The 21,575-nt window shown below is 71.4% G+C and carries 20 protein-coding genes and 2 pseudogenes; 15 read left to right on the top strand and 7 right to left on the bottom strand.

Annotated features, from left to right (window positions below; translation table 11 throughout):
- Nucleotides 1-53: 53 nt before the first annotated feature.
- A complete protein-coding gene (locus WBG99_RS20000) occupies nucleotides 54-536 on the top strand; it encodes a DUF1707 domain-containing protein (protein WP_338897598.1) in 483 nt (160 codons plus the stop codon).
- A gap of 237 nt (nucleotides 537-773) precedes the next feature.
- Here the strand turns inward: WBG99_RS20000 and WBG99_RS19995 are convergent, their stop codons facing one another.
- Both WBG99_RS19995 and WBG99_RS19990 read right to left on the bottom strand, forming a co-directional pair.
- Nucleotides 774-1,298: a tetratricopeptide repeat protein gene (locus WBG99_RS19995; RefSeq protein WP_338897597.1), complete on the bottom strand. Its 525-nt coding sequence runs from the start codon at nucleotides 1,296-1,298 to the stop codon at nucleotides 774-776.
- 422 nt (nucleotides 1,299-1,720) lie between these two features.
- On the bottom strand, nucleotides 1,721-2,317 hold the full coding sequence (locus WBG99_RS19990; RefSeq protein WP_338897596.1) for a hypothetical protein: 597 nt from the start codon (nucleotides 2,315-2,317) through the stop codon (nucleotides 1,721-1,723).
- A gap of 329 nt (nucleotides 2,318-2,646) precedes the next feature.
- Here WBG99_RS19990 and WBG99_RS19985 point away from each other — a divergent pair, with 329 nt between their 5' ends.
- From WBG99_RS19985 to WBG99_RS19955, 7 genes are all read left to right on the top strand, one after another.
- A complete protein-coding gene (locus tag WBG99_RS19985; RefSeq protein ID WP_338897595.1) occupies nucleotides 2,647-3,027 on the top strand; it encodes a DUF952 domain-containing protein in 381 nt (126 codons plus the stop codon).
- A 419-nt stretch (nucleotides 3,028-3,446) separates the two neighbouring features.
- Complete coding sequence (locus WBG99_RS19980; protein ID WP_338897594.1) at nucleotides 3,447-5,411, top strand: ATP-binding protein; 1,965 nt, start codon at nucleotides 3,447-3,449, stop codon at nucleotides 5,409-5,411.
- 451 nt (nucleotides 5,412-5,862) lie between these two features.
- Entirely contained in the window at nucleotides 5,863-6,387 is a 525-nt protein-coding gene (locus WBG99_RS19975; RefSeq protein ID WP_338897593.1) for a roadblock/LC7 domain-containing protein, read from the top strand.
- Nucleotides 6,384-6,731, top strand: a complete 348-nt coding sequence (locus WBG99_RS19970) for a DUF742 domain-containing protein (protein WP_338897592.1) — start codon at nucleotides 6,384-6,386, stop codon at nucleotides 6,729-6,731. Before WBG99_RS19975 ends, WBG99_RS19970 begins: the two co-directional genes overlap by 4 nt.
- 25 nt (nucleotides 6,732-6,756) lie before the next feature.
- Nucleotides 6,757-7,998: a cytochrome P450 gene (locus WBG99_RS19965; protein ID WP_338900410.1), complete on the top strand. Its 1,242-nt coding sequence runs from the start codon at nucleotides 6,757-6,759 to the stop codon at nucleotides 7,996-7,998.
- 85 nt (nucleotides 7,999-8,083) lie between these two features.
- Complete coding sequence (gene serC / locus WBG99_RS19960) at nucleotides 8,084-9,202, top strand: phosphoserine transaminase (RefSeq protein ID WP_338897591.1); 1,119 nt, start codon at nucleotides 8,084-8,086, stop codon at nucleotides 9,200-9,202.
- A gap of 234 nt (nucleotides 9,203-9,436) precedes the next feature.
- The gene (locus tag WBG99_RS19955) at nucleotides 9,437-11,002 is read left to right on the top strand and encodes a PH domain-containing protein (RefSeq protein ID WP_338897590.1); all 1,566 of its coding nucleotides are present in this window, start codon (nucleotides 9,437-9,439) and stop codon (nucleotides 11,000-11,002) included.
- A gap of 338 nt (nucleotides 11,003-11,340) precedes the next feature.
- On the opposite strand, the gene WBG99_RS19950 is transcribed toward WBG99_RS19955, so the two are convergent.
- Complete coding sequence (locus WBG99_RS19950; protein WP_338897589.1) at nucleotides 11,341-12,909, bottom strand: cellulase family glycosylhydrolase; 1,569 nt, start codon at nucleotides 12,907-12,909, stop codon at nucleotides 11,341-11,343.
- A 196-nt stretch (nucleotides 12,910-13,105) separates the two neighbouring features.
- Between WBG99_RS19950 and WBG99_RS19945 the strand changes: the two are divergent.
- A pseudogene (locus tag WBG99_RS19945) lies at nucleotides 13,106-13,234 on the top strand (TetR family transcriptional regulator); the annotation flags it as partial.
- Between the two features lie 18 nt (nucleotides 13,235-13,252).
- Here the strand turns inward: WBG99_RS19945 and WBG99_RS19940 are convergent.
- Nucleotides 13,253-14,257 (bottom strand): WD40 repeat domain-containing protein, encoded by a 1,005-nt coding sequence (locus tag WBG99_RS19940; protein ID WP_338897588.1) that lies wholly within the window; start codon nucleotides 14,255-14,257, stop codon nucleotides 13,253-13,255.
- A 163-nt stretch (nucleotides 14,258-14,420) separates the two neighbouring features.
- Between WBG99_RS19940 and WBG99_RS19935 the strand changes: the two genes are divergently transcribed.
- From WBG99_RS19935 to WBG99_RS19920, 4 genes and pseudogenes are all read left to right on the top strand, one after another.
- A complete protein-coding gene (locus tag WBG99_RS19935; protein ID WP_338897587.1) occupies nucleotides 14,421-15,104 on the top strand; it encodes a GDSL-type esterase/lipase family protein in 684 nt (227 codons plus the stop codon).
- A 260-nt stretch (nucleotides 15,105-15,364) separates the two neighbouring features.
- Entirely contained in the window at nucleotides 15,365-15,943 is a 579-nt protein-coding gene (locus WBG99_RS19930) for a Uma2 family endonuclease (RefSeq protein ID WP_338897586.1), read from the top strand.
- Nucleotides 15,944-16,088: 145 nt separating this feature from the next.
- Nucleotides 16,089-16,422 (top strand): annotated as a pseudogene (locus WBG99_RS19925) (hypothetical protein); the annotation flags it as partial.
- A 41-nt stretch (nucleotides 16,423-16,463) separates the two neighbouring features.
- A complete protein-coding gene (locus WBG99_RS19920; protein WP_338897585.1) occupies nucleotides 16,464-17,456 on the top strand; it encodes an aldo/keto reductase in 993 nt (330 codons plus the stop codon).
- 286 nt (nucleotides 17,457-17,742) lie between these two features.
- Here WBG99_RS19920 and thpR read toward each other — a convergent pair whose 3' ends face one another.
- The 3 genes from thpR to WBG99_RS19905 form a co-directional block, all read right to left on the bottom strand.
- On the bottom strand, nucleotides 17,743-18,315 hold the full coding sequence (gene thpR / locus WBG99_RS19915; RefSeq protein ID WP_338900409.1) for an RNA 2',3'-cyclic phosphodiesterase: 573 nt from the start codon (nucleotides 18,313-18,315) through the stop codon (nucleotides 17,743-17,745).
- A gap of 85 nt (nucleotides 18,316-18,400) precedes the next feature.
- On the bottom strand, nucleotides 18,401-19,675 hold the full coding sequence (locus WBG99_RS19910; RefSeq protein WP_338900408.1) for an MFS transporter: 1,275 nt from the start codon (nucleotides 19,673-19,675) through the stop codon (nucleotides 18,401-18,403).
- A 503-nt stretch (nucleotides 19,676-20,178) separates the two neighbouring features.
- Complete coding sequence (locus WBG99_RS19905; RefSeq protein ID WP_338897584.1) at nucleotides 20,179-20,616, bottom strand: MarR family transcriptional regulator; 438 nt, start codon at nucleotides 20,614-20,616, stop codon at nucleotides 20,179-20,181.
- Nucleotides 20,617-20,780: 164 nt separating this feature from the next.
- On the opposite strand from WBG99_RS19905, the gene WBG99_RS19900 reads away from it, so the two are divergent.
- Nucleotides 20,781-20,981, top strand: a complete 201-nt coding sequence (locus WBG99_RS19900; protein WP_338897583.1) for a ribbon-helix-helix protein, CopG family — start codon at nucleotides 20,781-20,783, stop codon at nucleotides 20,979-20,981.
- Between the two features lie 150 nt (nucleotides 20,982-21,131).
- On the top strand, nucleotides 21,132-21,443 hold the full coding sequence (locus tag WBG99_RS19895) for a DUF2530 domain-containing protein (RefSeq protein WP_338897582.1): 312 nt from the start codon (nucleotides 21,132-21,134) through the stop codon (nucleotides 21,441-21,443).
- Nucleotides 21,444-21,575 lie beyond the last annotated feature (132 nt).

Raw genomic sequence — 21,575 nt, 5'->3', positions numbered from 1 at the left:
CTCTGCCGGAAGACCCGTCTTCGCTGATCAGCGAGGGCGCTCGCGACACGGCCGTGCGGCGCCTGCAGGAGGCGTACGCCGAAGGGCATATCTCGCACGGGGAGATGGACGAAGGACTCGACCAGGTGCTCACCGCCAGGACTCACGGCGAGCTCGTGTCGGTCCTGGCCTCGTTCCCGGAGGAGCATGCGGGCACCACGTCCACGATTGCCGCCGCAGGCGGAGGGATCCAGCGGCGCGGCACATGGCGGGTACCGCGGACACTCAAGGTCGAGTCCGCTTTCGGAAGGGTGCACCTCGACCTGTCCCGGGCCGCCTTCGAGCATCCGGTGGTCGACATCGAGCTGCGACTCGGCACCGGCAAGGCCAAGATCACGGTGCCGCGGGACGCGGACGTCGACGTCGAGGATCTGCACACCGGGTGGAAGGACTTGCGCTACAAGCCCCGGCGGCACTCCCGCCCCGGCGGGCCGAGGATCCGGATCTCCGGGGCCATGGGGTTCGGACGGCTGAAGATCCGCCACGCGCGGCGTTGAGGCCCCATCCGGCATCAGGACCACCTGTCCGGCGAACCTGTGCGGTCACAGCACCAGCGACGAGGTCGGGCGTGTGAGTGCACGTGCCCAGGCCGGGCAGGGCTGCGATACCGGCCGCCTCTGTCTGGCGTCTACGCGGACAAGCGCCAGCCTTGTCTTTCGCACATGGGAGAACGTGGTGCGGAGCCAGCGGCCCGGTCCCAGGCCCTGGGTCGGAGGTGTGCGTGTCGACGCCTGCTACTGCGTCTCGTCGAGGTGATCGGCGTAGTAGGAGATGGCGCGGCGGTACTGCTGCACCCGCGGGTCGGCACTGGTGGCTGCGGTCACCAGGAGCAGGATTCGGACCGCCTCGCGGGACTTCCCGGTGTTGTGGAGGGCCATGGCGAGGAAGGTGCGCAGCGCGGCGTCGTCGGGGAACTCGGCCAGGCCGAGACGGAGCGTCGTCAGGGACTCTTCGTAACGGCCCAGCACCCGGTAGGTGCTGCCCAGGCCGAGGAAAGCCCCGTGGCGGTCCTCGGGCGGAAGGCCTTGCAGGTCCAGGGCGCGCCGGTAGAACGGGACAGCCTCCGCTTCCAGGCCGAGTGAGTCATGCGACCATGCGGTCTGGTAAGCGACGCCGGCATGCTGCGGGTGCTGTTCGCTGAGGGTCACCAGGTGGATCCGGGCCTGTTCGGTGCCCTGCTCACGCAGCCGCATCGCCTGGATGAGCACGTCCTGCGGGAGCGCGTCCCGGGAAGATATGTCCTGGGCTTGATCGTCCATATCGGCTCACGTTGTCACAGAGGGTCGGCGGGATGCGCCCGGGTCGGCCCTTTCGTTCGACATGGGGAACGTGTGTCGAGCCAGCGGGGGCGGGTTGGGCCGACGTCGAGTATGGCGGTGGAGTGGACCAGGATTCTGCGCAGGGTGATCGCGGGGTCCTTCCTGCGGCTCCCGGTCCAGGTGCAATCGTCTTCCGGATGATGCCAGCGACATCCAACCGGCGCAGGAGGTGCGCCCAGGCCGGCGACGCCCCGAGCCGCTTCTCCACCACCGCAGTGATCAGAAGCTCGGCCCGAGGACGCTGCACGCGGGAACGGTCGCGACCGACGAGGACAGGCCCGGCACCAGCAACGTGCCTACCCCGGGCCAGGACACCGCCAACGGCCACGAACCCCATAAGGAGTCATGTGCGAAGGACAGGGCTAGCGGGCCACGGCACCAGGCACGAAGCGGACCGGGATGTACTGGTCGTACAGCCGCTCGTTCGTGGCCGTGAAGTCGGCGCGGGTGACGATCGCGCAGCGTACGGTCTCGCCGCACACCTGGCCGTCGGCGATCTCGGGGCGGAGATTCAGCGTCGTACGGAACTTGCCGCCCTTCTCGTACGGGAGGGTGATGCCCGGCGTGCCCGTCCCCGTGTCGGTGATCCGGCGCGACGACCCGTCCTGCGCCTCACGGCCGCCGAGGCAGGGGCCGGGGAGTGCGGTGTACGTCGAGGGGTCACCGACCTTGACGCCGTCCGGGATCACGCAGAAGGCGAGGAAGATGCCTTGCGCGCGGTTATACCCGGCGCCCTTGACCTTGACGGTCCCGCCGGCGGCGGGCAGGACGACGGGGCCGGCCTTCAGCAGCAGCCGGAAGGTGTCGCCGTCGGCGGTGGTGACGGTCCGCTGCGCCTTGCCGGTCAAGGGCGTGGCGGCGGCGGTGCCCGCCAGCGGAACGGCGGCGGCGAGCCCGGCGGCGGTGACGGCGAGGGCGCCGCGCAACAGGTTCCCGGGCCTCGGGGTGGGGGGTTTCATAAGGCGGAGGCCATCCCTTCACTTATGCATTACTTGAGATCTGAACTTCTTGATCCCATGCCTAAACCACGACTGGCCGGTAGGCAACACCGATCCAAGCCATTCACACGTCACCCACGAAGGGCCAGGTCCGGCCGCGCCCAAGGGCGTTGAGCGCGGCACTCGACACTCCAGAACCCCACCACTCGTAGCTGACGATCGCGGCAACGCCTTGGTCTCCTTCACACGCGCAGCCGAAGCGCCACCGTGTGACGCGCCGCCACCGGCAGCGTCGGCCGCCATCTGGCACGCCGACCGTGTGCCGTCAGCCCCTGTTGTATAACCGGGCAATGATCCACCACGTCGTGTCACTTGAGGCCTGGAACGCCGAGCCCGGCCAGCCCTACGCGCCCGCCTCCCTCGCGGCGGACGGTTTCGTGCACTGCTCCCCCGACGAGGCGACCACCCTGGCCGTCGTCAACGCCTTCTACCGGAACGCGCCGCGACCGCTGCACACGCTGCTCATCGACGAGGCTCGGCTCGGCGCGCGGGTGGAGTTCGAGGCGGCGGACCCCGCCCCGCCGCCCGGGGTCTCCGACGACGTCCTGTTCCCGCATGTCTTCGGGCCGGTCAACCGGGACGCCGTCGAGCGGATCCAGGAGGTCGAGTGGGACGAGGAGGGGCGCGCCACGGGGCTGAGGGATGTGGAGGGACCGGCCGGTCTCAGGTGAAAGGGCGAAAGTCCTTGCGGAACCGGCCGCCTGTGCAGCCCGTGGATCGCCGCCGGTCCGGTGGCGTTGGCCGGTGCGAGCAGGTGAGCGCCGGCCGTCGGTGATCACCTCGCCGGCCGGCATCCCGTGCACCCGCCGTACCCACGAGTTCCGTCGTGCTCCCCAGAATGCACCCGACCACTGACAGTGCCCGCCCGGTCGCGTGACGGTGACAACTCGGCGGACTCGTGGGGCCCACCGGCGACGTTGGCCGGATTCCGGGGAACTCACCGGAAACCGGCCAACCCCAGGCACGAACTCCCATATAGTGACGCCCAATTGAGCACCAGACGTCGCTTCTCGTTCAGGGACCGACCGAGTTACCGACTCCAGGAACCGACTGAGTTACCGAGTTCAGAACCGACCGAGGACACCAGCCGATGACCGCGCCCAACTCCCCTCGCTCACCAGGCGAACGCCCCGCCCTGCGCTCAGTCCTTCCCCTTCCCCTGATCACCGCCGTACTCGCCGCCACCGCGGTCGGCGGTGCGGTCGCGCTGGCGCCGCAGTCCGTACGGCTCCCCCTCGCGGGCGGCGCGGGCGCGGCGGCGCTGCTGCTCACGGTCGCCGTCGCGGCGGCCGTCCACGCGCGCGTGTCGGCCGGACTGCTGCGCCACCGCCTGAACGCCGTGTCCCGGGACGCCGGTCTGCTGCTCCAGGAGCGGGCCCGGATGGCCGAGGAGTTCGGGCAGGAACGGGGACGGCTGACCGAGGAGTCCGTCCAGGAACGGGCCCGGATCGCGACGGAGTTCGCCCGGGAACGGGCGCGGCTGACCACGGAGACCGAGCGCGAACGCGAACGGCTGTCCGACGAGCGGAACCGTGCGGCGGAGGAGACCGCACAGGAACAGACCCGGCTCACCGAACGCGTCAAGCAGGCCGAGTCCGACCGCACCGCGCTCCTCGCCGTCACCGCCAACGTGGCCGGCCGGATGCAGGCCCTCGCCACCGGCATGCTCGCCGACCTGCGCGCCATGGAGGAACGTCACGCCGACGAGGACGTCCTCGCCGACCTCCTCCACCTCGACCACCGCACCGCCCAGGCGGGCCGCCTCGCCGACTCGATCGCCGTCCTCGCGGGCGCGCGCTCTGGCCGCCGCTGGGGGCGGCCGATCCCCATGGAGTCGATCCTGCGCGGCGCGATGGGCCGCATCGGCGCGTACCGCCGGGTCCGGCTGCACTCCTCCAGCGAGGCCGCCGTCGCCGGCCACGCCGCCGAGGGCGTCATGCACGCGCTCGCCGAACTCCTCGACAACGCGGCCAACTTCTCGCCACCGACCGCCGAGGTCCACGTCTACGTCGAGGAGGTCCCGGCCGGCGCGATCATCTCCGTCGAGGACTCGGGCCTCGTGATGAGCGACGTCCAGCTGCGCCGCGCCGAGCACATGGTGTCGGGCGAGTCGGCCGACCTCACCAGCCTCTCGGGCACGCGCCTCGGCCTCGCGGTCGTCGGCCGTCTCGCCCGCAAGCACGGGCTGAAGATCTCCTTCCGCCCGTCCGCCCGCGGCGGCACGGGCGTCCTGATGCTCATCCCCCAGGACGTCCTCGCCAGCACGGTCCCCACGACGACACCTTTCACCGCATCCGCCGCACCCGCACCCACCCCGCTGTCGCCCTACGCCGCCGTACGCGCCCCGCACGGCCTGGACGCCGAGCCGGCCCCGGCCCACGAGTCCCCGACGGACACCCCGACTGCCCGGCCGACCGCCCCGCCCGCCGACTTCTCGTTCGGTTCCTCCGTCGGCTCCGCCTTCAGCCCGTCGTTCGCACCCTCGTTCAGTTCTGAGTTCGGCTCCGCATACGGCCCGGAACACGATGCCGGCCGCGGTTCCGAATACGGCTCTGACTTCGGTTCCTCGACCGCCTCCGGTCCGGCGTACGTCGTCGAGGAAACCTCCACCGACCCCGACGCCCTCCCCCGGCGTCGCCGTGGCCAGTCCCTCGCCGAGGCGGAGGCCCGAACCCGCGCCCAGGCCGCCGACATCCCCGCCCGCCCGGAGCGGACCGCCGGCCCCGCCGAGGAGGCCAGCACCGGCGCCATCCGCTTCAGCAGCTTCCGCCGCGCGGTGCGGGGCACGGGCGGGCTGGACCAGGCGTTCGTCCAGGGGACGGCGGCGGGGGAGAGGACGCCGCCCTGGAGCCCGTACGGGACACCGCTCCGCCCCAGGAAGCCGTACGGCGGCCCGCACTCGAGCCGAGACGGCAACCCGAGGCCGCGCCGGAGTCCCCGTGGGAAGCCGGTCCCGCGCCGGCTCTCGCAGGGGAGCCGAAAGCCGGGCAGGACCTCTCCTGGGAGCCCGGGGCCGCGCGGGAACCCGCGTGGGAGCCCTCGGCCGCGCCGGTAGTGAAGTGGGAACCCGAACCCGTACAGGGAGCGACATGGGAACCCGAGGCCGGACGGGAGCCCACAAGAGAAGCCTCCACCGCGCCGGAAGCCACGACCTGGGAACCCGAACCCGTACGGGGAGCGACATGGGAACCCGAGGCCGGACGGGAGCGCGCGTACGCGCCCGAACCCGCGCGGGAAGCCCGGTGGGAACCCGAAGCCCTACCGGAAACCACGTGGGAACCCGAAGCCGTAGGGGAGCCCGCGTGGGCGCCGGAACCCGTGCGGGAAGCGACGTGGGAGCTCGATCCGGCGCGGGAACCCGTACGGGACCCCCGCCCCGAGCCGGACGGCGGCACCACCCCCGCCCCGGCCGACCCCACCCCGTATCCGGGCCCACCCGGAAGCCGGGCCCCCGCTCCCTCCCCGGACCCCCACCCGCACCCCCACCCGGAAGGCGACGACACCCCATGACCGGCACAGGCACCACCGCCGACGACAGGCTCACCTGGCTCATGGAGGGGTTACTGGAACGCACTCCGGGCGCCCGGCACGCGCTCGTACTCTCCCGGGACGGCCTGAAGCTGTGCCGTACGCCGGAACTCTCCGTCGACCAGGCCGACCAGCTCGCCGCGATCGCCGCCGGCATCCAGTCGCTGTCCCACGGGGCGTCCGTGGAGTTCGGCGACGGCAGCGGGGGCGTACGGTCGGCGATGGCGGAGTTCTACGGCGGGGTCCTGTTCATCGTGGAGGCGGGCGAGGGCGCCCATCTGGCGGTGGTGACGGACGAGGACGCGGACGCCGGGCTCGTCGGACACAACATGAGCGAGCTGGTGGAGCAGTTGGGCGAGCACCTGAGCGCGAAGCCGCGCCGCCCCGTCAGCACGGCGAACACCACGAACACCACGAACAGGATGAACGCGGCGAACACCCTGAACGCGACGGTGAGCGCGGCACCCACCGCGGCTACGGCTCTGGCGCCCCGTACGTCATGAGCCGGCCCGGCAGGGACGACCTGCCCGACCGGCTGTACACCCTCACCGGAGGGCGCAGCCGGTCCGCGCCCGGAACGCCGTTCGACCTGGTGACCCTGATGGTCGCGGAGAGCCAGCCGGTGCCGGGCATGCAGTCGGAGCACGTGGCGATCCTCCGGCTGACGGAGCGGCCGACGGCCGTGGTGGAGATCGCCGCCGAGCTGCGGCTGCCGGTGAGCATCACGAAGGTCCTGCTCTCCGACCTCCTCGCGGCGGGCCGGGTCAGCGCCCGGCATCCGCACAAGGCCGCGCAGATCGATCCGGACATCCTGGAGCAGGTGCTAGTTGGACTTCGCAACCTCTGAGAACGGCAACGGCAACGGCAACGCCATCGGTGACGGCGAGGGCCACTCCGCGCCCGGGCCCGTACCCGTGTTCGGCGCCCGTTTCCGGACCGAACCCGCCGCCCTGTACCGGGAGTTGCGGCGGGAGCACGGCGAGGTGGTGCCGGTGCTGCTCGACGGGGGCGTACCGGCGTGGCTGGTGCTCGGCTATCGCGAGCTGCACCAGGTGACCAGTGATCCGGAGCTGTTCAGCCGGAACTCCGCGCTGTGGAACCAGTGGCCGCGCATCCCCGACGACTGGCCGCTGCTCCCCGTGATCAGCCGGGACCAGCCGTCGATCCTGGGCACGGTCGGCGAACGGCACCGGCAGCGCGCCACACTGATCGGGGAGGCAATGGAGGCGGTCGATCCGCTCGAACTGCGCGGTCACGCGGAGCGGTTCGCGGACGAGCTGATCGACGCGGTGTGCGGGGTGGGCGCGGCGGACCTGGTGGCGCAGTACGCGGCGCTGCTGCCCGTGCGCGTGCTGGCGTTCCTCTTCGGCTTCCGGGAGGAACACGGGCCGGGGCTGGTGGCGGCGTTGAACGACATCCTCGACGGCCAGGAGCGGGCGGTGGCGGCCGAGAGGTACCTGCGGACGGCGATGGCCCGGCTGGTGGCCGAGCGCCGGGAGCGGCCCGGGGACGACGTGGTCTCCCGCCTCCTCGCGCACGCGCCCGCGTACGAGGTCACGGTGGAGGAGGTCACCCACGACGTGATGGTGATGCTGGCGATCGGCCACCAGCCGGCCACCGACTGGATCGGCAACTCCCTGCACCTCATGCTGACGGACGACCGTTTCGCTGCGTCGCTGTTCGGCGGCCGGAGCAGTGTGGCCGAGGCCATGAACGAGGTGCTGTGGGAGGACTCCCCCATCCAGAACGCCGCCGGCCGCTGGACCACCCGCGACACCCGCCTCGGCGGCCGGGTCCTGGGCGCGGGCGACCTCGTACTGCTCGGCCTCCAGGGCGCCAACTCCGACCCGCGCGTCCGCGCCGACGGCTCCGCCCTCACCGGCGGCAACAACGCCCACTTCTCCTTCGGCCACGGCGCCCACCGCTGCCCCTTCCCGGCCCGGGAAACCGCCGAGGTCATCGCCCGAACGGGTATAGAGGTGGTCCTGGACCGCCTCCCGGACCTGGACCTCGCCGTCCCCGCCACCGCCCTCACCCGCCGGGCCTCACCCTGGCTACGGGGCCTGGTGGAACTGCCGGTGCGGTTCACGCCGACTCCGGCCCGTGGGACCTGACACCGCCTTCTCGCCCGACGCGCGCCCCGTCTCATCCGACGGACGACGTTTCGCCCGCGTTTCACGGAGCCGCTAGGCTCGCGGCGTGGCTGATATCCAGATCCCCGCTGACATCAAGCCCGCCGACGGACGTTTCGGCGCTGGCCCCTCCAAGGTGCGGACGGAGGCTCTGGACGCGCTGGCCGCGACCGGTACCTCCCTGCTCGGCACCTCCCACCGCCAGGCCCCGGTGAAGAACCTGGTCGGGCAGGTGCGCGAGGGCATCAGCGAGCTGTTCTCCCTCCCCGAGGGCTACGAGGTCGTCCTCGGCAACGGCGGCTCGACGGCCTTCTGGGACATCGCGACCCACGGCCTGATCGAGAACAAGAGCCAGCACCTCACGTTCGGTGAGTTCAGCTCGAAGTTCGCCAAGGCCGCGAAGCTCGCCCCCTGGCTCGCCGAGCCGACGGTCGTCTCCTCCGAACCCGGCACGCACCCGGAGCCGGCCGCCGAGGCGGGCGTCGACGTCTACGCCTTCACCCACAACGAGACCTCGACGGGCGTCGCGGCCCCCCTGGCCCGCGTCCAGGGCGCCGACGAGGGCGCGCTCGTCCTGGTCGACGCCACGTCCGGCGCCGGCGGCCTGCCCGTCGACATCACCGAGACCGACGTCTACTACTTCGCCCCGCAGAAGTCCTTCGCCTCCGACGGCGGCCTGTGGATCGGCGTCTTCTCCCCGGCGGCGATCGAGCGCGCCGAGCGCGTCCACGCCTCGGGCCGTCACATCCCGGAGTTCTTCTCGCTTCCCACGGCGATCGACAACTCCCGCAAGAACCAGACGTACAACACCCCGGCCCTCGCCACCCTGTTCCTGCTGAACCAGCAGCTGGAGTGGATCAACGGCCAGGGCGGCCTCGCCTGGTCCACGGCCCGTACGAAGGACTCCTCGACCCGCCTCTACAGCTGGGCGGAGGAGTCCAAGTACGCGACCCCGTTCGTCTCCGACCCGGCCAAGCGCTCCCAGGTCATCGGCACGATCGACTTCGCCGACGAGATCGACGCCGCCACCGTCGCCAAGGTGCTCCGCGCCAACGGCATCGTCGACACCGAGCCGTACCGCAAGCTCGGCCGCAACCAGCTCCGCGTCGCCATGTTCCCGGCGGTCGCCCCGGCGGACGTCGAGGCCCTGACGAAGTGCGTCGACCACGTGATCGAGAAGCTGTGACCGCGTAGGTCCCGTACGCCGAGGGGGCGCCCGGCCAACACCGGGCGCCCCCTCGGCGTTCCGTCAGCGTTCCATCGGCATTCGGTCGGCATTCGGTCGGCATCCCGTCGGGCTTCGATCGGGTCCCGCAGGTATTCGGTCTGCTTCCGCGGCCTGGTCGGCAACATCACGGGCCGGGACACTGCCGTAATCGCCACAAGCAGGCCTGATCCCACGGCTGGCAGCATTCCGCGCATGAACGATGTCCCGGAAGTGATCTGCCGTCCCCGCCGGCAGCGCGCCCTGTGGTTTCTCGTGGGGCTCGGGGCGGCCGGCTCGGGGCTGGCCGCGGTGCGCCTGGCGTACCGGGGTGAACTCCTGGACGTGTGGCTGCTCCCCGGGCCGGTCCTCGCTCCGCTCGGTCTCTGGGCGCTCCACGCGGTCGTCGCGCGGGTGAGCGCCGACGCGTACGGCGTGCACGTCCGGACGCTGCTGCGCCGCCGGAGCGTGCCGTGGAGCGAGGTCGCCGACCTGCGCGTACGGCTCAAGTACGAGAACAACCACCGGGTGGAGGACGCGCGCGGCGTCGTCCTGGCACTGCACGGCGGACGCAGGCGGAACCTGCCGCTGCCGACGGGTTTCGCGCACGACGACCGCCCGGACTTCGACGCGAAGGTGGACGCGCTGCGCGCGCTGCACCGTCGCCACGGCCACCCCGAGTCGAGCCATCTGCCCGTCATCTCGCGGCGCACCGCCGGGCGCGGCTGGCTCGGGTCGCTGGCCGCGTGCGCGGTGCTGCTCGTGGCGGCGGCCGTGACCGCGTCGACGGTGCCGGGCGACGCCTCAGAGGAGCGGGCCTGGAGGTCCGCCGTGCCGTGCGCCGCCACGACGCCCGCCGGGGAGCGCGGGGAGTGCCTGACCGTCCTGCGGGCCGTGATCGAGCGGACCGACGCCAACAGGCCCAAGGAGAACAGCTGGCTGTACTTCACCGACGGTCGGCCGATGCGACAGCTGGGGGTCTCGTACGAGGCCGCCACGGCGTTCCAGCCCGGCGACGGCGTCGAACTGACCGTCTGGCGCCGCACGGTGATGGTGGTCGCCGGCGAGCGTCACGTGTGGCGCCGGCACATCTCCGACGCCCGGGAGACAGCCGTCGTCGCGGCCGTGTTCGCCCTCGGCGCCGGCTACCCGGCCGCCCGGGTGCTGATGCGCCTGCGCGGTCGTCGGCTGCCGGACGACGAGGTCCTCCCGTCGACGCTCCCGTTCGTGGGCGTGCTCGTCGCGACGGCCGTGTGGCTGCTGCCGCTCTGCTACGTCCACCCCACCACCCTGCTCACCTCTCCGGTCGCGGTCATCTGGGCGGCAGCGGGCTCACTGGCCACGCTGGGCCTCTCCGTCCTGGCCTGGCGCGCCACGGGCACACGGCCACCCGGAGGGGACGGGAAGACGGAAGAGCCGTCCCAGGAGAACGAGGTGTTCCTCGCCGCCCGCTTCCTGGAGCACACCGACTACAACCCGCACGGCTTCGGCACCCACGTCGTCCTCGGCGACGGCCCGCCGGCGGTTACACCCCACGCGGGCCCGGGCCGGTTCGCGGCGAAGCCGCTCCCGGTGGACCGACTCACCTTCAGGAACGTACGCCGCGCCCGGGGCAGCGACGCCGACACCGTCCCCAGCGGCTGGCACATCGCCGAACTCGACGACGCGGGCCGCCCGGTCCGCCTGGCCGCCGCCCCGGCCGACCTCACCCGCATCATCCGCGCACTGCCCCCCGCGACACCCCCCGACGACCCGACGGACACCGCGTCTTCACGACCATGACCGCCCGGCGCGCCCCTGCACAGCTCGGTCTCGGCCGAAATGTCGTGCGGTACGGGCGCAGAGGAGCAGTGGCTGTCCTGACCGCCCCCGGAAGCAATGAGTTCTGCCTGCTCAAGGCCCGCCACCCACTCTGACGCTCATCGGTCACGCCTCGGCCCCGGGTACCCGGGGCCTGCCTCGAAGTCCGGTGTGGCGGGCGCGTCGTGATCGTGAAGCAGGCGAGGTCTCCGGTGGGGGTTCATCGACCTCCGAGCGCCAGTGACGTCCGTGCGGCGCCTCCATCGCCTTGCCAGAGGGCGCCCGGTGATCACCGGGCGCCCCACCTCACCTGTCGCGCTTCACGTCGCCGTACAGCTCACCCTGGGCACACCCCCGCCCCCGGGCGCGGCCCCGAACCCGAAGCTCGCCGAACCGCCGGTCGCCAGCGCGCCGTTGTGGGCGGCGTTCACGGCGGTGACCGTCGCCCCGGTCTGGGTGTGGGACGCGTTCCAGATGTTGGTGACGCGCTGGGAGCCGGGCCAGGTCCAGGTCACCTTCCAGGAGGTGAGGGCGGTGGTGCCGGTGTTGGTGACCTTGACGTCGGCGTTGAAGCCCCCGCCCCAGTCGCTGCTGACGGTGTAGGCGGCGGTGCAGGCGGGCGTCCCGCCGCCGGGGTCTCCCGGGTCGCCCGGGTCACCGGGGTCGCTCCCGCCCGGCGGGAAGCCCGGCGCCTTGATGCTGGTCAGGTAGCCGTCCTTGACGGTGTCGACCGTCTGCCAGTCGTCCTTCAGGATGCCGCCCGTGTCACCGGAGTTGGGGTTCCAGGACCAGAAGGTCCAGTGGAAGGAGTCGGAGCCGTACGTCGATGTCGAGCGCAGGTAGGTGACCAGGGCCGCCAGCCACTTCTGGTCGATCGTCGACTGGAGGGTCGTACCGAACTCGCCGAGCCACACCGGCGCTATGTTCTGCTTGAAGATGTAGCCCCAGTACCTGTCCCAGATGCCGGGCATGTTGTCGGGGAAGGAGGGGTCGCTGAACCAGCTCTGCTGGGCCACGCTGGTGGCGTAGTCGTGGGCGGAGTACACGAGCCGGTTGGGGACGTCGAGCCGCACGGGGTGCTCGGCCACGCCCATCAGGTTGCCGCCCCACCAGCCGGAGACGCCGTTGTACGTCTGGACGCCCTCGACGAGGATCAGCAGCTCGGGGTTGACGGACAGCACCGCGTTGCCGGCGCGCTGGGCGGCCAGGCGCCAGTCCCTGGCCGTGTCGCCGCAGCCCCAGCAGGAGGGATCACGGGGCTCGTTGTGGAGATCGATGCCGACTACGGTCGGGTCACCCTTGTAGCGGTTGGCCAGCGCCTTCAGGTTGGTGATCCACGTCGTCTCGGGCACGGCCGACGTGTACCAGAGGGCGGACTGACCCGCCGCGTCCGGGCGGTGCCGGTCGAGGATGATCTTCAGCCCGCTCTGACCGGCGTACGCGACGATCTTGTCCAGGACCTGCAGCGAGGTCAGGCCCCGCAGATCGGCGTTCTTGCCGCCGGAGTAGCTGATGCTGTCGGGCATGGTGCCGGGCTTGAGGATGTCGTCGCTGAAGGGCATCCGGATGGTGTTGTAGCCCAGTGACTTCATCTGGTCGATCATGCTCTTGTAGTCGCGCGCCCAGAGGCCGTGGGTCACGTGGTTGGCGGTCTCGAAGCCGAACCAGTTGACACCGGCGATACGGACCGACTGGCCGGACGCGTCCAGGATCTGACGGCCGCTGGTCCGCCAGTAGCCGGCCCCGGCCTCCGCCGTACCGACCTCCGTGCCACCGGCCTCCGTAGCACCGGCCGCTGCCGCCGACGGCGCACCGCCGGCCAGCGGCAGCACGAGCACGGCGGCGACCGCGCACAGGGCGCCCAGGGTTCTCCGTAAGCTGCGGAACATGTCGCTGCTTCCTCCTTGAGAGGCGCGGGCCCGGAACGGATGGGAGCGCTCCCATCACCTCGCACCTCCCATGGAAGACAGGTCACATGAACACGTCAAGGCGTCCGGCGTCACCTGGTACACCGGACGCCCTCTCCCGCGGCGTCCACGGCACGGACGCCCCACCCACCGCACGTCACGGGCTCAGCTCCTGGAACGCCACCCCCTCCTCGCCGGCCTCTCCGAGGACGCCTTCGCCAGGGACTTCGACCACTTCGAGTTCGGGCCGCAGCGGATCCTGGACGGACTGGAGGTGTTCGTCGGGCGGCGCGGCGGCAGCGAGGGTCAGGGTCTGCCGTTCGGGTCAGGTCGGCCGGCGCCGCAGCCGCTTGAAGCCCCAGACGACGACGATGGCCCCGGCCACCGCGAGGGCACCGGCCTTGAACGTGGTGGTGCTCCCGCCGTCAGCCCGGCCGGAGCCGTCGCTGACACCGTCGGCGGAGGACGAGCCGGAGTCGCCGCTTCCGGAGCCGCCGCCGGGCACGTCCCGGGCGACGACCGAGCTGCCCGAGCCCTCACTGCCGTACATGATCCTGGAGCCGTCGGTGCTGAAGGTCACCGACTCCCCCTGCCGCTGCAACGGCACGCTCAGCCGCTCGACCTTCTTGAGCTTGCCGTCGTTCCAGTCGTAGAGGATGCCGCCGAAGTACGCGCGCAGGGCGAGCCGCTCGCCGTCGGGCGAGAACGCGCCGTCGGTGACCTCCAGGTCGGGGACGGCGGCGACCTTCCTGAAGACGTTCGTGCCGGAGGCGGAGAGCTCGGCCGGGCCCTCGTACAGCGTCCCGCCCGCCTCGTTCTTGTCGGCGATGTAGACCCGGCCGGTCTTCGGATGCACCATCAGCGCCTCCGCGTCCCGCGCACCGTCCTCGTACTTCACGACGTACTGCGTGGCCCTGATCGTCTGGTCCTTGAGCTCCTTCGGCTCCGGCAGCTCGTAGATCCACACGTACGCCCAGGTGCCGCCGAGGTTGTCGCCGATGTCGCCGACGTAGAGGTTGCCGTCCGGGCCGAGGGAGATCGCCTCGACGTCGCGCGGGGCGCCCACGCCGGTCATCGTGACCGTGGCGACCGTCTCGCCCGTGCCGCTGTCGACGGCGTAGAGGAAGGCCCCGTCGTCGCTGTCGTTGTGGGTCCAGTAGACCCCCGGATGCTGACGGGACGCGGCCAGGCCGCTCGACTCGGTGATCCTCGCGTCCTTCATCGTGAACCCGTCGTCATCGGCGACCGCGGGCACGGCCGACACGGCGGCGAGCACGATCGCGGCGAGACCGGCGAACAGCGTGCGGAGGGAAGGGGAACGACGGCGCATGCCCCAAGCCTGCCATCTCGCTCCGCCGGGGTGGGGCGGGCAGCGCCGTGGGTGTGCGGGCGGGTGGTCGAGGTGTCCGCCGGCACCGTCAAGTGGCAAGGTTCACAGCGTTGTCCGGTCCGACCGCCCCTACCAGCCGGTAGCGATCGTTCATGATGTGCGAATGCTCAGGTTCATGCCCGTAGGCGACTCCATGACCATCGGGAGCGCGGGCGAACACACATGGCGCTACCGGCTCTGGCAGCACCTGCGCGCGACGCACCACGGCCCCTTCAAGATCGTCGGCCCGCGCGAGACGCTCTACGACAAGGCGACGGACGCGCCGACGTCGTACGAGTACGCCGACACCGACCCGCGCTTTCCCCGCGCCCACCTCGCCGGCTGGGGCGAGGGCTGGCTCCACATGACCCCGCTGATCGCCGACGCCGTCCGCGACCACCGCGCCAACGTCCTCCTCGTCTCCCTCGGCCTCATCGACCTGGGCTTCTACACCAACGCCGAGCAGACCGCCGAGAACACCCGCCGCTTCGTCGCCGCCGCGCGCGAGGCCGACCCGCGCATCCGCATGGTCCTGCTCCCGGTGACCCCGAACGTGCGCGCCGAGACCGACGCCCCCTTCGCCGCCCAGGTGGCCCGCTTCAACGAACTCCTCGGCAAGACGGCCGCCGACCTCGACGAGCCCCGCTCCCCGCTTCTGCTGGCGTCCCCGCCCCCGTCGTACGACACCAACGGGGACACCTACGACGGGACCCACCCCAACGCCTCCGGCGAACACAAGATCGCGGGGGCTTTCGCGAGCGCGATGCACGAGGCGTGGGGGCTGGGGGGACCGTACGAGCTGCCTTGAAGTGCTCTCCCGGCTGAAGGACCCCGTTGCCGATCTCTCATTTCGAGGGGTTGGCGAGAAGGGGGGCGGGAGGAATGACGGGGGCGGGCGGGGCGGACCAGGTCGCCGAGCGCGGTCGCGGTCCTGACCGCTGGCTCAAGCGGCTCGGACGACGGCCCCGCGAGGGAGTTTCGCCGTACGGCCCGTGTCCCGGTCACCGTGCGTATCGTTGTGTTGCGCGGCCGGACCCGACCGGGGGGCGGCCGGGGAGGAGCGCCACGATGACCGTCCTTGAAGACAGGATCGACATGGCCGACATCAACGAGCAGACCCTGGACGAGCTGTTCGGCCAGATGAGCGTCCCCGAGGGCTACAAGGCCGAGATCGTCGAGGGGACCATCTACATGTCGCCGCAGCGGGACGTTCACTGGAAGACCATTCTCGCGATCCTCCAAGTGCTCATGGAGCGCTTCGGACGGGGCGTGAACGTGCTGTCGGATGTTCGCATCGACTTCCCCGGCCGGTTGAACGGCTACGCCCCGGACGTGGCGAAGCTGCGGGACGACGCCGAGAAAGACACCAAGGGCCGCTGGCGCTTCCAGGACGTCGAGTTCATCGCCGAAGTCATCTCCACGGACACCGCCAAGAACGACTACGGCCCCAAGAAGACGGCATACGCGCTCGCCGAGGTCCCCGTCTACCTGATCGCCGACCCCTACGTGGGCAAGTGCCGGCTGTACACCCAGCCCAAGGACGGCGACTACGTCAGCGACCTGTCCATCACCTACGGCGGTGACGTCGACATGACCATCACTCTCCTCGGCCTCGTTCTTCCGACCGCCGAGTTCCCGCGCGGCTGACGGCGTCGGGCCTCGCTGCGCGCTTGGCCGGCCGCCCCCGCTCGCTTGGATGGCCCGGTCGGCGTGAGCACGGGGCTCCGTCGCGCACGGCGGCCTGAGGTGTGGCGCTCCGTCGCGCACGGCGGCGGGCGGTGTGGCGGAGGTGGTGGCGCGGGCCGGGCGGGCGCCGGGGCGGGAGTTGCGGTGGCTGTGGGCGGCGTACGCGGTCAGTACGTGCGGTACGCGGCCGGCGTTCGACGCGTTCCCCCTGCTCGCGGTCCTGGTCCTGGACGTCGGCCCCACGGAGGTCTCGGCACTGGCGGCCACCGGCTTGGCGGCCGGGGCGGTGGTGGTGGCGATGCTGGGCCCCGCTGGGCGGCACCGCGATCGGCCTCTTCGGCCCTGGGACGACACTCGTGGCCGACGCGGTCAGCTACCTCCTCTCGGCAGCGGGCATCCGAGCGATCGGCGGGCACGAGCGGCGCCCGGAGCGCCCCGGGCCCCTTGCCTTGAGCGCACTCCACCCCGTTGGCTGGAGCACATGAAGTACACGCAGCTCGGACGCACCGGACTCAAGGTCAGCCGACTCGTCCTCGGCACCATGAACTTCGGACCTCAGACGGATGAAGCCACCAGCCACGTGATCATGGATTCGGCGCTCGACGCGGGGCTGAATTTCGTGGACACGGCGAACGTGTACGGCTGGGGTGAGAACAAGGGCCGTACGGAGGAGATCATCGGCAACTGGTTCGCGAAGGGCGGCGAGCGCCGCGACAAGGTCGTCCTCGCGACCAAGGTGTACGGCAACATGGGCGCCGCCGGCACGCCCTGGCCCAACCACGACAAGCTCTCGGCGGTGAACATCCGGCGGGCGGTGGACGCGTCGCTCAAGCGGCTGCGGACCGACTACATCGACCTCTACCAGTTCCACCACATCGATCGCAGCACCCCCTTCGAGGAGATCTGGCAGGCCATCGACGTCCTCGTCCAGCAGGGCAAGATTCTCTACGCCGGGTCCAGCAACTTCCCCGGCTACAAGATCGCCCAGGCGAACGAGATCGCCGCCCGCCGTGGCGGCACCATCGGCCTCGTCAGCGAGCAGTGCCTCTACAACCTCGCGGAACGCCGCGCCGAGATGGAGGTCATCCCGGCCGCACAGGAATACGGCCTCGGCGTCATCCCCTGGTCTCCGCTGCACGGCGGGCTGCTCGGCGGGGTCATCAAGAAGGAGGCCCAGGGCGGTCGCCGTACCTCCGGCCGTTCCGCCGACGCCCTCGCCGACACCGCCGTACGCGCCCAGATCCAGGCGTACGAGGACCTGCTCGACAAGCACGGCATCGAGCCGGGCGAGGCCGCCCTCGCCTGGCTGCTGACGCGGCCCGGTGTCACGGGCCCCATCGTCGGCCCGCGCACGGCGGAGCAGCTCCGATCCGCGATCCGGGCGGCCGAGCTGGAGCTCAGCGAGGAAGTCCTGACCTCGCTGGACGAGATCTTCCCGGGGCCGGGCCCGTCTCCGGAGGCCTTCGCCTGGTGACACCCGGCCGCTGAAAGCGGCGCGCGACACTGTACCGATCTGCGGTTCCGTCCGCGTGGGCGCGACCAGCCCCCACCGGGCCGCAGATCAGTACGGTCCGCGGTCCCCCGGCTCCTGGTCCCGGCTCTCCGGTCTCTCCCGGCTCTCCGGCAGGGCGAACCGGCTACTCACTTGCCGAGCGCCGCCGCGAGAGCGACCACCACGAACATCAGCACAAGCACACCGGCCATGATCCGGTTACGGGTCTTCGGGTCCACACCCCGAGACTAACCGGCCGCGCCGGCGGCTATCCGGCCGCCCCGAGCGCCCAGCGCGCGACCGCCTCGTACCGGGGCTGCTCGCCCGGCACCCCGGAGACCGGCAGGTCGCTGCGGACCAGCGCGAGGTCGGACACCGTCCACACACGGCCGGCGAAGGCGTCGAGGGCTGTGACGTACGGCCGTACGTCGACGTCCTTCCGGCTGCGGGCCACCGTGAGGTGGGGTGTGTACCGGCGGTGCTCCCCCATCGGCAGCCCCGCCCTCCGCGCCGCCGCCTCCGCCCGGTCGGCCAGCAGCCGCAGGGCGCCGAGGTCGCCCTCCGCACCCGCCCACAGCGCCCGGCCGTGCCCGAACTGCCCGCCGCCCCGCACGGCCAGCTCGAACGGCTCGCTCCGCCGCGCGGCCCGTTCGAGCCGCCGCGACAGCTCCGGTACGGCGTTCTCGTCGACCTCGCCGTAGAAGGCGAGCGTGAAGTGCCAGCCGGGCGACGCGGTCCACCTCATACGGTCCGCACCGGCCCTGCTCTTCAACTCCCCGATCACCAGGCCGAGTTCATCGACGACGTCGGCGGGCGGCAACACCGCGGCGAACAGCCGCACGGCACTAGTCGCACTCATGACCACCACGTTCCCAGGCAACGGATCACCTTGGCGAGCGCCCACCACGAGGTGCCGGCGCAGCACGCTAGGCCGGGCCGGCCACGGCGACCGGCTGCTCCTTGGGCACGAACCGCACCCGGGGGTGCCCGTGGTGCCATCCCACCGACAGCCGCAGGCCTCCCGTCCTGACCAGGATCAGGCCCACGGTGACCGCCGCGACGGTGGATACGACGCCGCCGGCGACGAAGCCGGCCCGGGGGCCGTACGCGTCGGTGGCCCAGCCTGCGATCGGCGCGCCCAGGGGTGTGCCGCCGAGGAAGACCATCATGTAGAGGGCCATGACCCGGCCGCGCATCGCGGGGTCGGTGCCCATCTGGATGGCCGTGTTGGTGGTGACGTTCACCGTCAGACCGAACATCCCTATCGGCACCATGAGCAGCGCGAAGATCCAGTACGACGGCGCCAGCGCGGCCACGACCTGCAGCAGGCCGAAGGCCAGCGCGCCGCCGATCAGCACGCGCAGCCGGGCGGTACCGCGCCGGGCCGCGAGCAGGGCGCCCGCGACCGATCCGACCGCCATGAGCGTGTTGAAGAGGCTGTAGGAGCCGGCGCCCGAGTGGAACACGTCGTCCGCGTACGCCGACAGCCAGACGGGGAAGTTGAAGCCGAAGGTGCCGATGAAGCCGACCAGGACGATGGGCCAGAGCAGGTGCGGCCGGCCGGCGACATAGCGCAGGCCCTCGCGGAGCTGGCCCTTGGCGCGCGGGGCCCGGCGGACGGGGCGCAGGTCGCGGGTCCTCATCAGCAGCAGGCCGACGATGGGGGCGATGAAGGAGAGGCCGTTGTAGAGGAAGGCCCAGCCGGTGCCGACGGTGGTGATCAGCACACCGGCGACGGCCGGGCCGACCAGGCGGGCCGACTGGAAGTTCGCCGAGTTGAGGCTGACCGCGTTCTGCAGTTCCCCGGGGCCGACCATCTCCGACACGAACGACTGCCGGGCCGGGTTGTCGACCACGGTGGCCATGCCCACGGCGAAGGCGGCCACGTACACATGCCACACCTGCACTTGCCCGGAGAGCGTCAGCGCGGCCAGCGCCAGGCCGGTCACCGCCATGGACGTCTGCGTCAGGAACAGCAGCCGCCGCTTCGGGAACCGGTCGACCAGCACGCCGCCGTACAGCCCGAACAGCAGCATCGGCAGAAACTGCAGGGCCATCGTCACACCGACCGCCGTCGACGACCCCGTCAGACTCAGCACCAGCCAGTCCTGCGCGATCCGCTGCATCCAGGTGCCGATGTTCGACACCACCTGCCCGAGGAAGAACAGCCGGTAGTTCCGCACGCGCAACGACCGGAACATGGACACGCGCTCAGGGGCGTCGGGAGCGGCTGCCGGTGGGGCGTCGGGAGCGGCTGCCGAGGAGCTCGCGCCGGTCGTCGAGGAGTTCCCGCCGGTCGCCGGGGCCCCGGGCGCCCCGGAAGCCGTCGGAGCGGCGGCGCTCGCGGGCGGGACGGGACTCGCACCCTCGCCCCTCGGCTTCACCCGGCCGGCGTCGTCGCGCCGCCGCACCGCACCGGTGGTATCCGGTGGTGCTTCGGGGATGTTCGCGGTGGGTGGGGGGCGGGGATGGGCGTCGGTGCGGGGGCGGAAGGTGTTCCGGGTCCCGTACTCAAAAGGGTTCGCCTCCTTGGGTGGAACGCGTGCGTGTCGTGCGGTTGCGTAAGCCTCACCGCTCCCTTTCCGTCTGCTGGTTCTCGGGCCGGGGCGGGCCCGGCCCGAGCAGCGCACAGGCTGGCACCGGGGCGTACCGGCGGTCCCTGCGGCGCGCCCCAGCGCTCCGGCGCACCCGGCGGCGGCGCCGGTCAGAGATGTGCGAGCTTCTCCAGCACCGGCGCGGCGGCGCGGAGCTTCTCCCACTCGTCCTCTTCGAGGCTCTCCACGAGGGAGGCGAGGAACGCGTTGCGCTTGCGGCGGCTCTCCTCCAACATCGCCTCGGCCCGCTCGGTCGGGGTGACCACCTTCTGCCGCCGGTCCTCGGGGTGCGGCTTCAGCTTCACCAGGCCCTTGCTCTCCAGCAGGGCGACGATGCGGGTCATCGACGGCGGCTGCACATGCTCCTTGCGGGCGAGTTCGCCGGGGGTGGCGGTCCCGCAGCGGGCGAGGGTGCCGAGCACCGACATCTCGGTCGGGCTCAGCGATTCGTCGACCCGTTGGTGCTTGAGCCGACGGGACAGGCGCATCACGGCGGACCGCAGCGCGTTCACGGCGGCCTCGTCGGCGCCATGGGTGAGGTCAGGCATGTTCTTTAGCGTAACTCATTACCCTCGCTAAGGAACACCGAAACTCCACAGTCGTGCCCGTGAATCCCGCCACGCATACCGATCCCGGCAGGCGCATCACTCATATGAGTGACTAATACGCACAACGCGGCACGGCAGCCTGAGCACACCTGACCCTGGGACGCATGGGGACCACCGTGCTCAGCCTGCGGATAGACGGGGAGCTGCTCGACCGGCTCCGGAACCACGCGGCGAAAAGGGGAATGAGCGTCCAGGACTACGTGATCGGGACGCTCGTCCGCGACGACTTCGACGAGCGCTTCCAGTCGGCCGTCGACGAGACCGAGAAGTTCTACGGGGGCGACGTGACGACGTTCCACGGGTGACGTGACAAGTCCTACGGGGTGACGCGACCGGCCCGCTCCCCGCGCGCCCTCCCCGGCGCACCGCTCATCAGAAGCTGTTTCAGCATGAACATATGACCCGCCTGACACCATCTCCGCGCGTAGACCCGTCCGCCTCGTAAGCTGTGCCCCATGGTCGTTTTCTTCTCGGGATCCCCGAAGCACGAGGCACCGGAGCCCCTGGAAGGCCCCATCGTGCCGACCGTCGTCGGCGGCACGATCCTTTGGTTCGTCCTCTTCCTCGTCCAGCTCCCCTTCTACGGCTGGTACGAGGACCACGGGCACACCTGGTGGGTGTGGACCTGTCTGGCGGGCAGCGGCCTCGGGATCATCGGCATCTACTACGTGCGCAGGCGGGAAGCCGCCATCAAGGCGGACGCCGAGCGCAAGGCCGCCACTGACGCCGGCGCGGCCGGTGCGCCGCCGGCCGAGCCCGTCGAGTAGCACCCGCACGGGCACACACTCCCGCCGGCCGGCCCCCAGGGTCGTACGACCACGGTGCCATCCCGTCCCTCCTCCGCCCCCCGCCGTCTCTCCCCCGTCCTTCCCCGTCGTCTCCTGGTCGGATCTTTGCCG

Source organism: Streptomyces sp. TG1A-60 (genome assembly GCF_037201975.1).
Lineage (GTDB): Bacteria > Actinomycetota > Actinomycetes > Streptomycetales > Streptomycetaceae > Streptomyces.
The sequence above is the reverse complement of the archived record's forward strand: the minus strand, read 5'-3'. Positions and strand labels throughout refer to the sequence as shown.

Bases quoted from the DNA above. Each gene is read 5' to 3' on its own strand.
- WBG99_RS19930 (WP_338897586.1), top strand. From the start codon at position 15,365: ATGACCGTCCTTGAAGACAGGATCGACATGGCCGACATCAACGAGCAG.
- WBG99_RS19900 (WP_338897583.1), top strand. From the start codon at position 20,781: ATGGGGACCACCGTGCTCAGCCTGCGGATAGACGGGGAGCTGCTCGAC.
- WBG99_RS19920 (WP_338897585.1), top strand. From the start codon at position 16,464: ATGAAGTACACGCAGCTCGGACGCACCGGACTCAAGGTCAGCCGACTC.
- WBG99_RS19905 (WP_338897584.1), bottom strand. From the start codon at position 20,616: ATGCCTGACCTCACCCATGGCGCCGACGAGGCCGCCGTGAACGCGCTG.
- WBG99_RS19950 (WP_338897589.1), bottom strand. From the start codon at position 12,909: ATGTTCCGCAGCTTACGGAGAACCCTGGGCGCCCTGTGCGCGGTCGCC.
- WBG99_RS19895 (WP_338897582.1), top strand. From the start codon at position 21,132: ATGGTCGTTTTCTTCTCGGGATCCCCGAAGCACGAGGCACCGGAGCCC.
- WBG99_RS19910 (WP_338900408.1), bottom strand. From the start codon at position 19,675: ATGTTCCGGTCGTTGCGCGTGCGGAACTACCGGCTGTTCTTCCTCGGG.
- WBG99_RS19985 (WP_338897595.1), top strand. From the start codon at position 2,647: ATGATCCACCACGTCGTGTCACTTGAGGCCTGGAACGCCGAGCCCGGC.
- WBG99_RS19975 (WP_338897593.1), top strand. From the start codon at position 5,863: ATGACCGGCACAGGCACCACCGCCGACGACAGGCTCACCTGGCTCATG.
- WBG99_RS19955 (WP_338897590.1), top strand. From the start codon at position 9,437: ATGAACGATGTCCCGGAAGTGATCTGCCGTCCCCGCCGGCAGCGCGCC.
- WBG99_RS19970 (WP_338897592.1), top strand. From the start codon at position 6,384: ATGAGCCGGCCCGGCAGGGACGACCTGCCCGACCGGCTGTACACCCTC.
- WBG99_RS19990 (WP_338897596.1), bottom strand. From the start codon at position 2,317: ATGAAACCCCCCACCCCGAGGCCCGGGAACCTGTTGCGCGGCGCCCTC.
- WBG99_RS19995 (WP_338897597.1), bottom strand. From the start codon at position 1,298: ATGGACGATCAAGCCCAGGACATATCTTCCCGGGACGCGCTCCCGCAG.
- WBG99_RS19940 (WP_338897588.1), bottom strand. From the start codon at position 14,257: ATGCGCCGTCGTTCCCCTTCCCTCCGCACGCTGTTCGCCGGTCTCGCC.
- WBG99_RS19935 (WP_338897587.1), top strand. From the start codon at position 14,421: ATGCTCAGGTTCATGCCCGTAGGCGACTCCATGACCATCGGGAGCGCG.
- WBG99_RS19980 (WP_338897594.1), top strand. From the start codon at position 3,447: ATGACCGCGCCCAACTCCCCTCGCTCACCAGGCGAACGCCCCGCCCTG.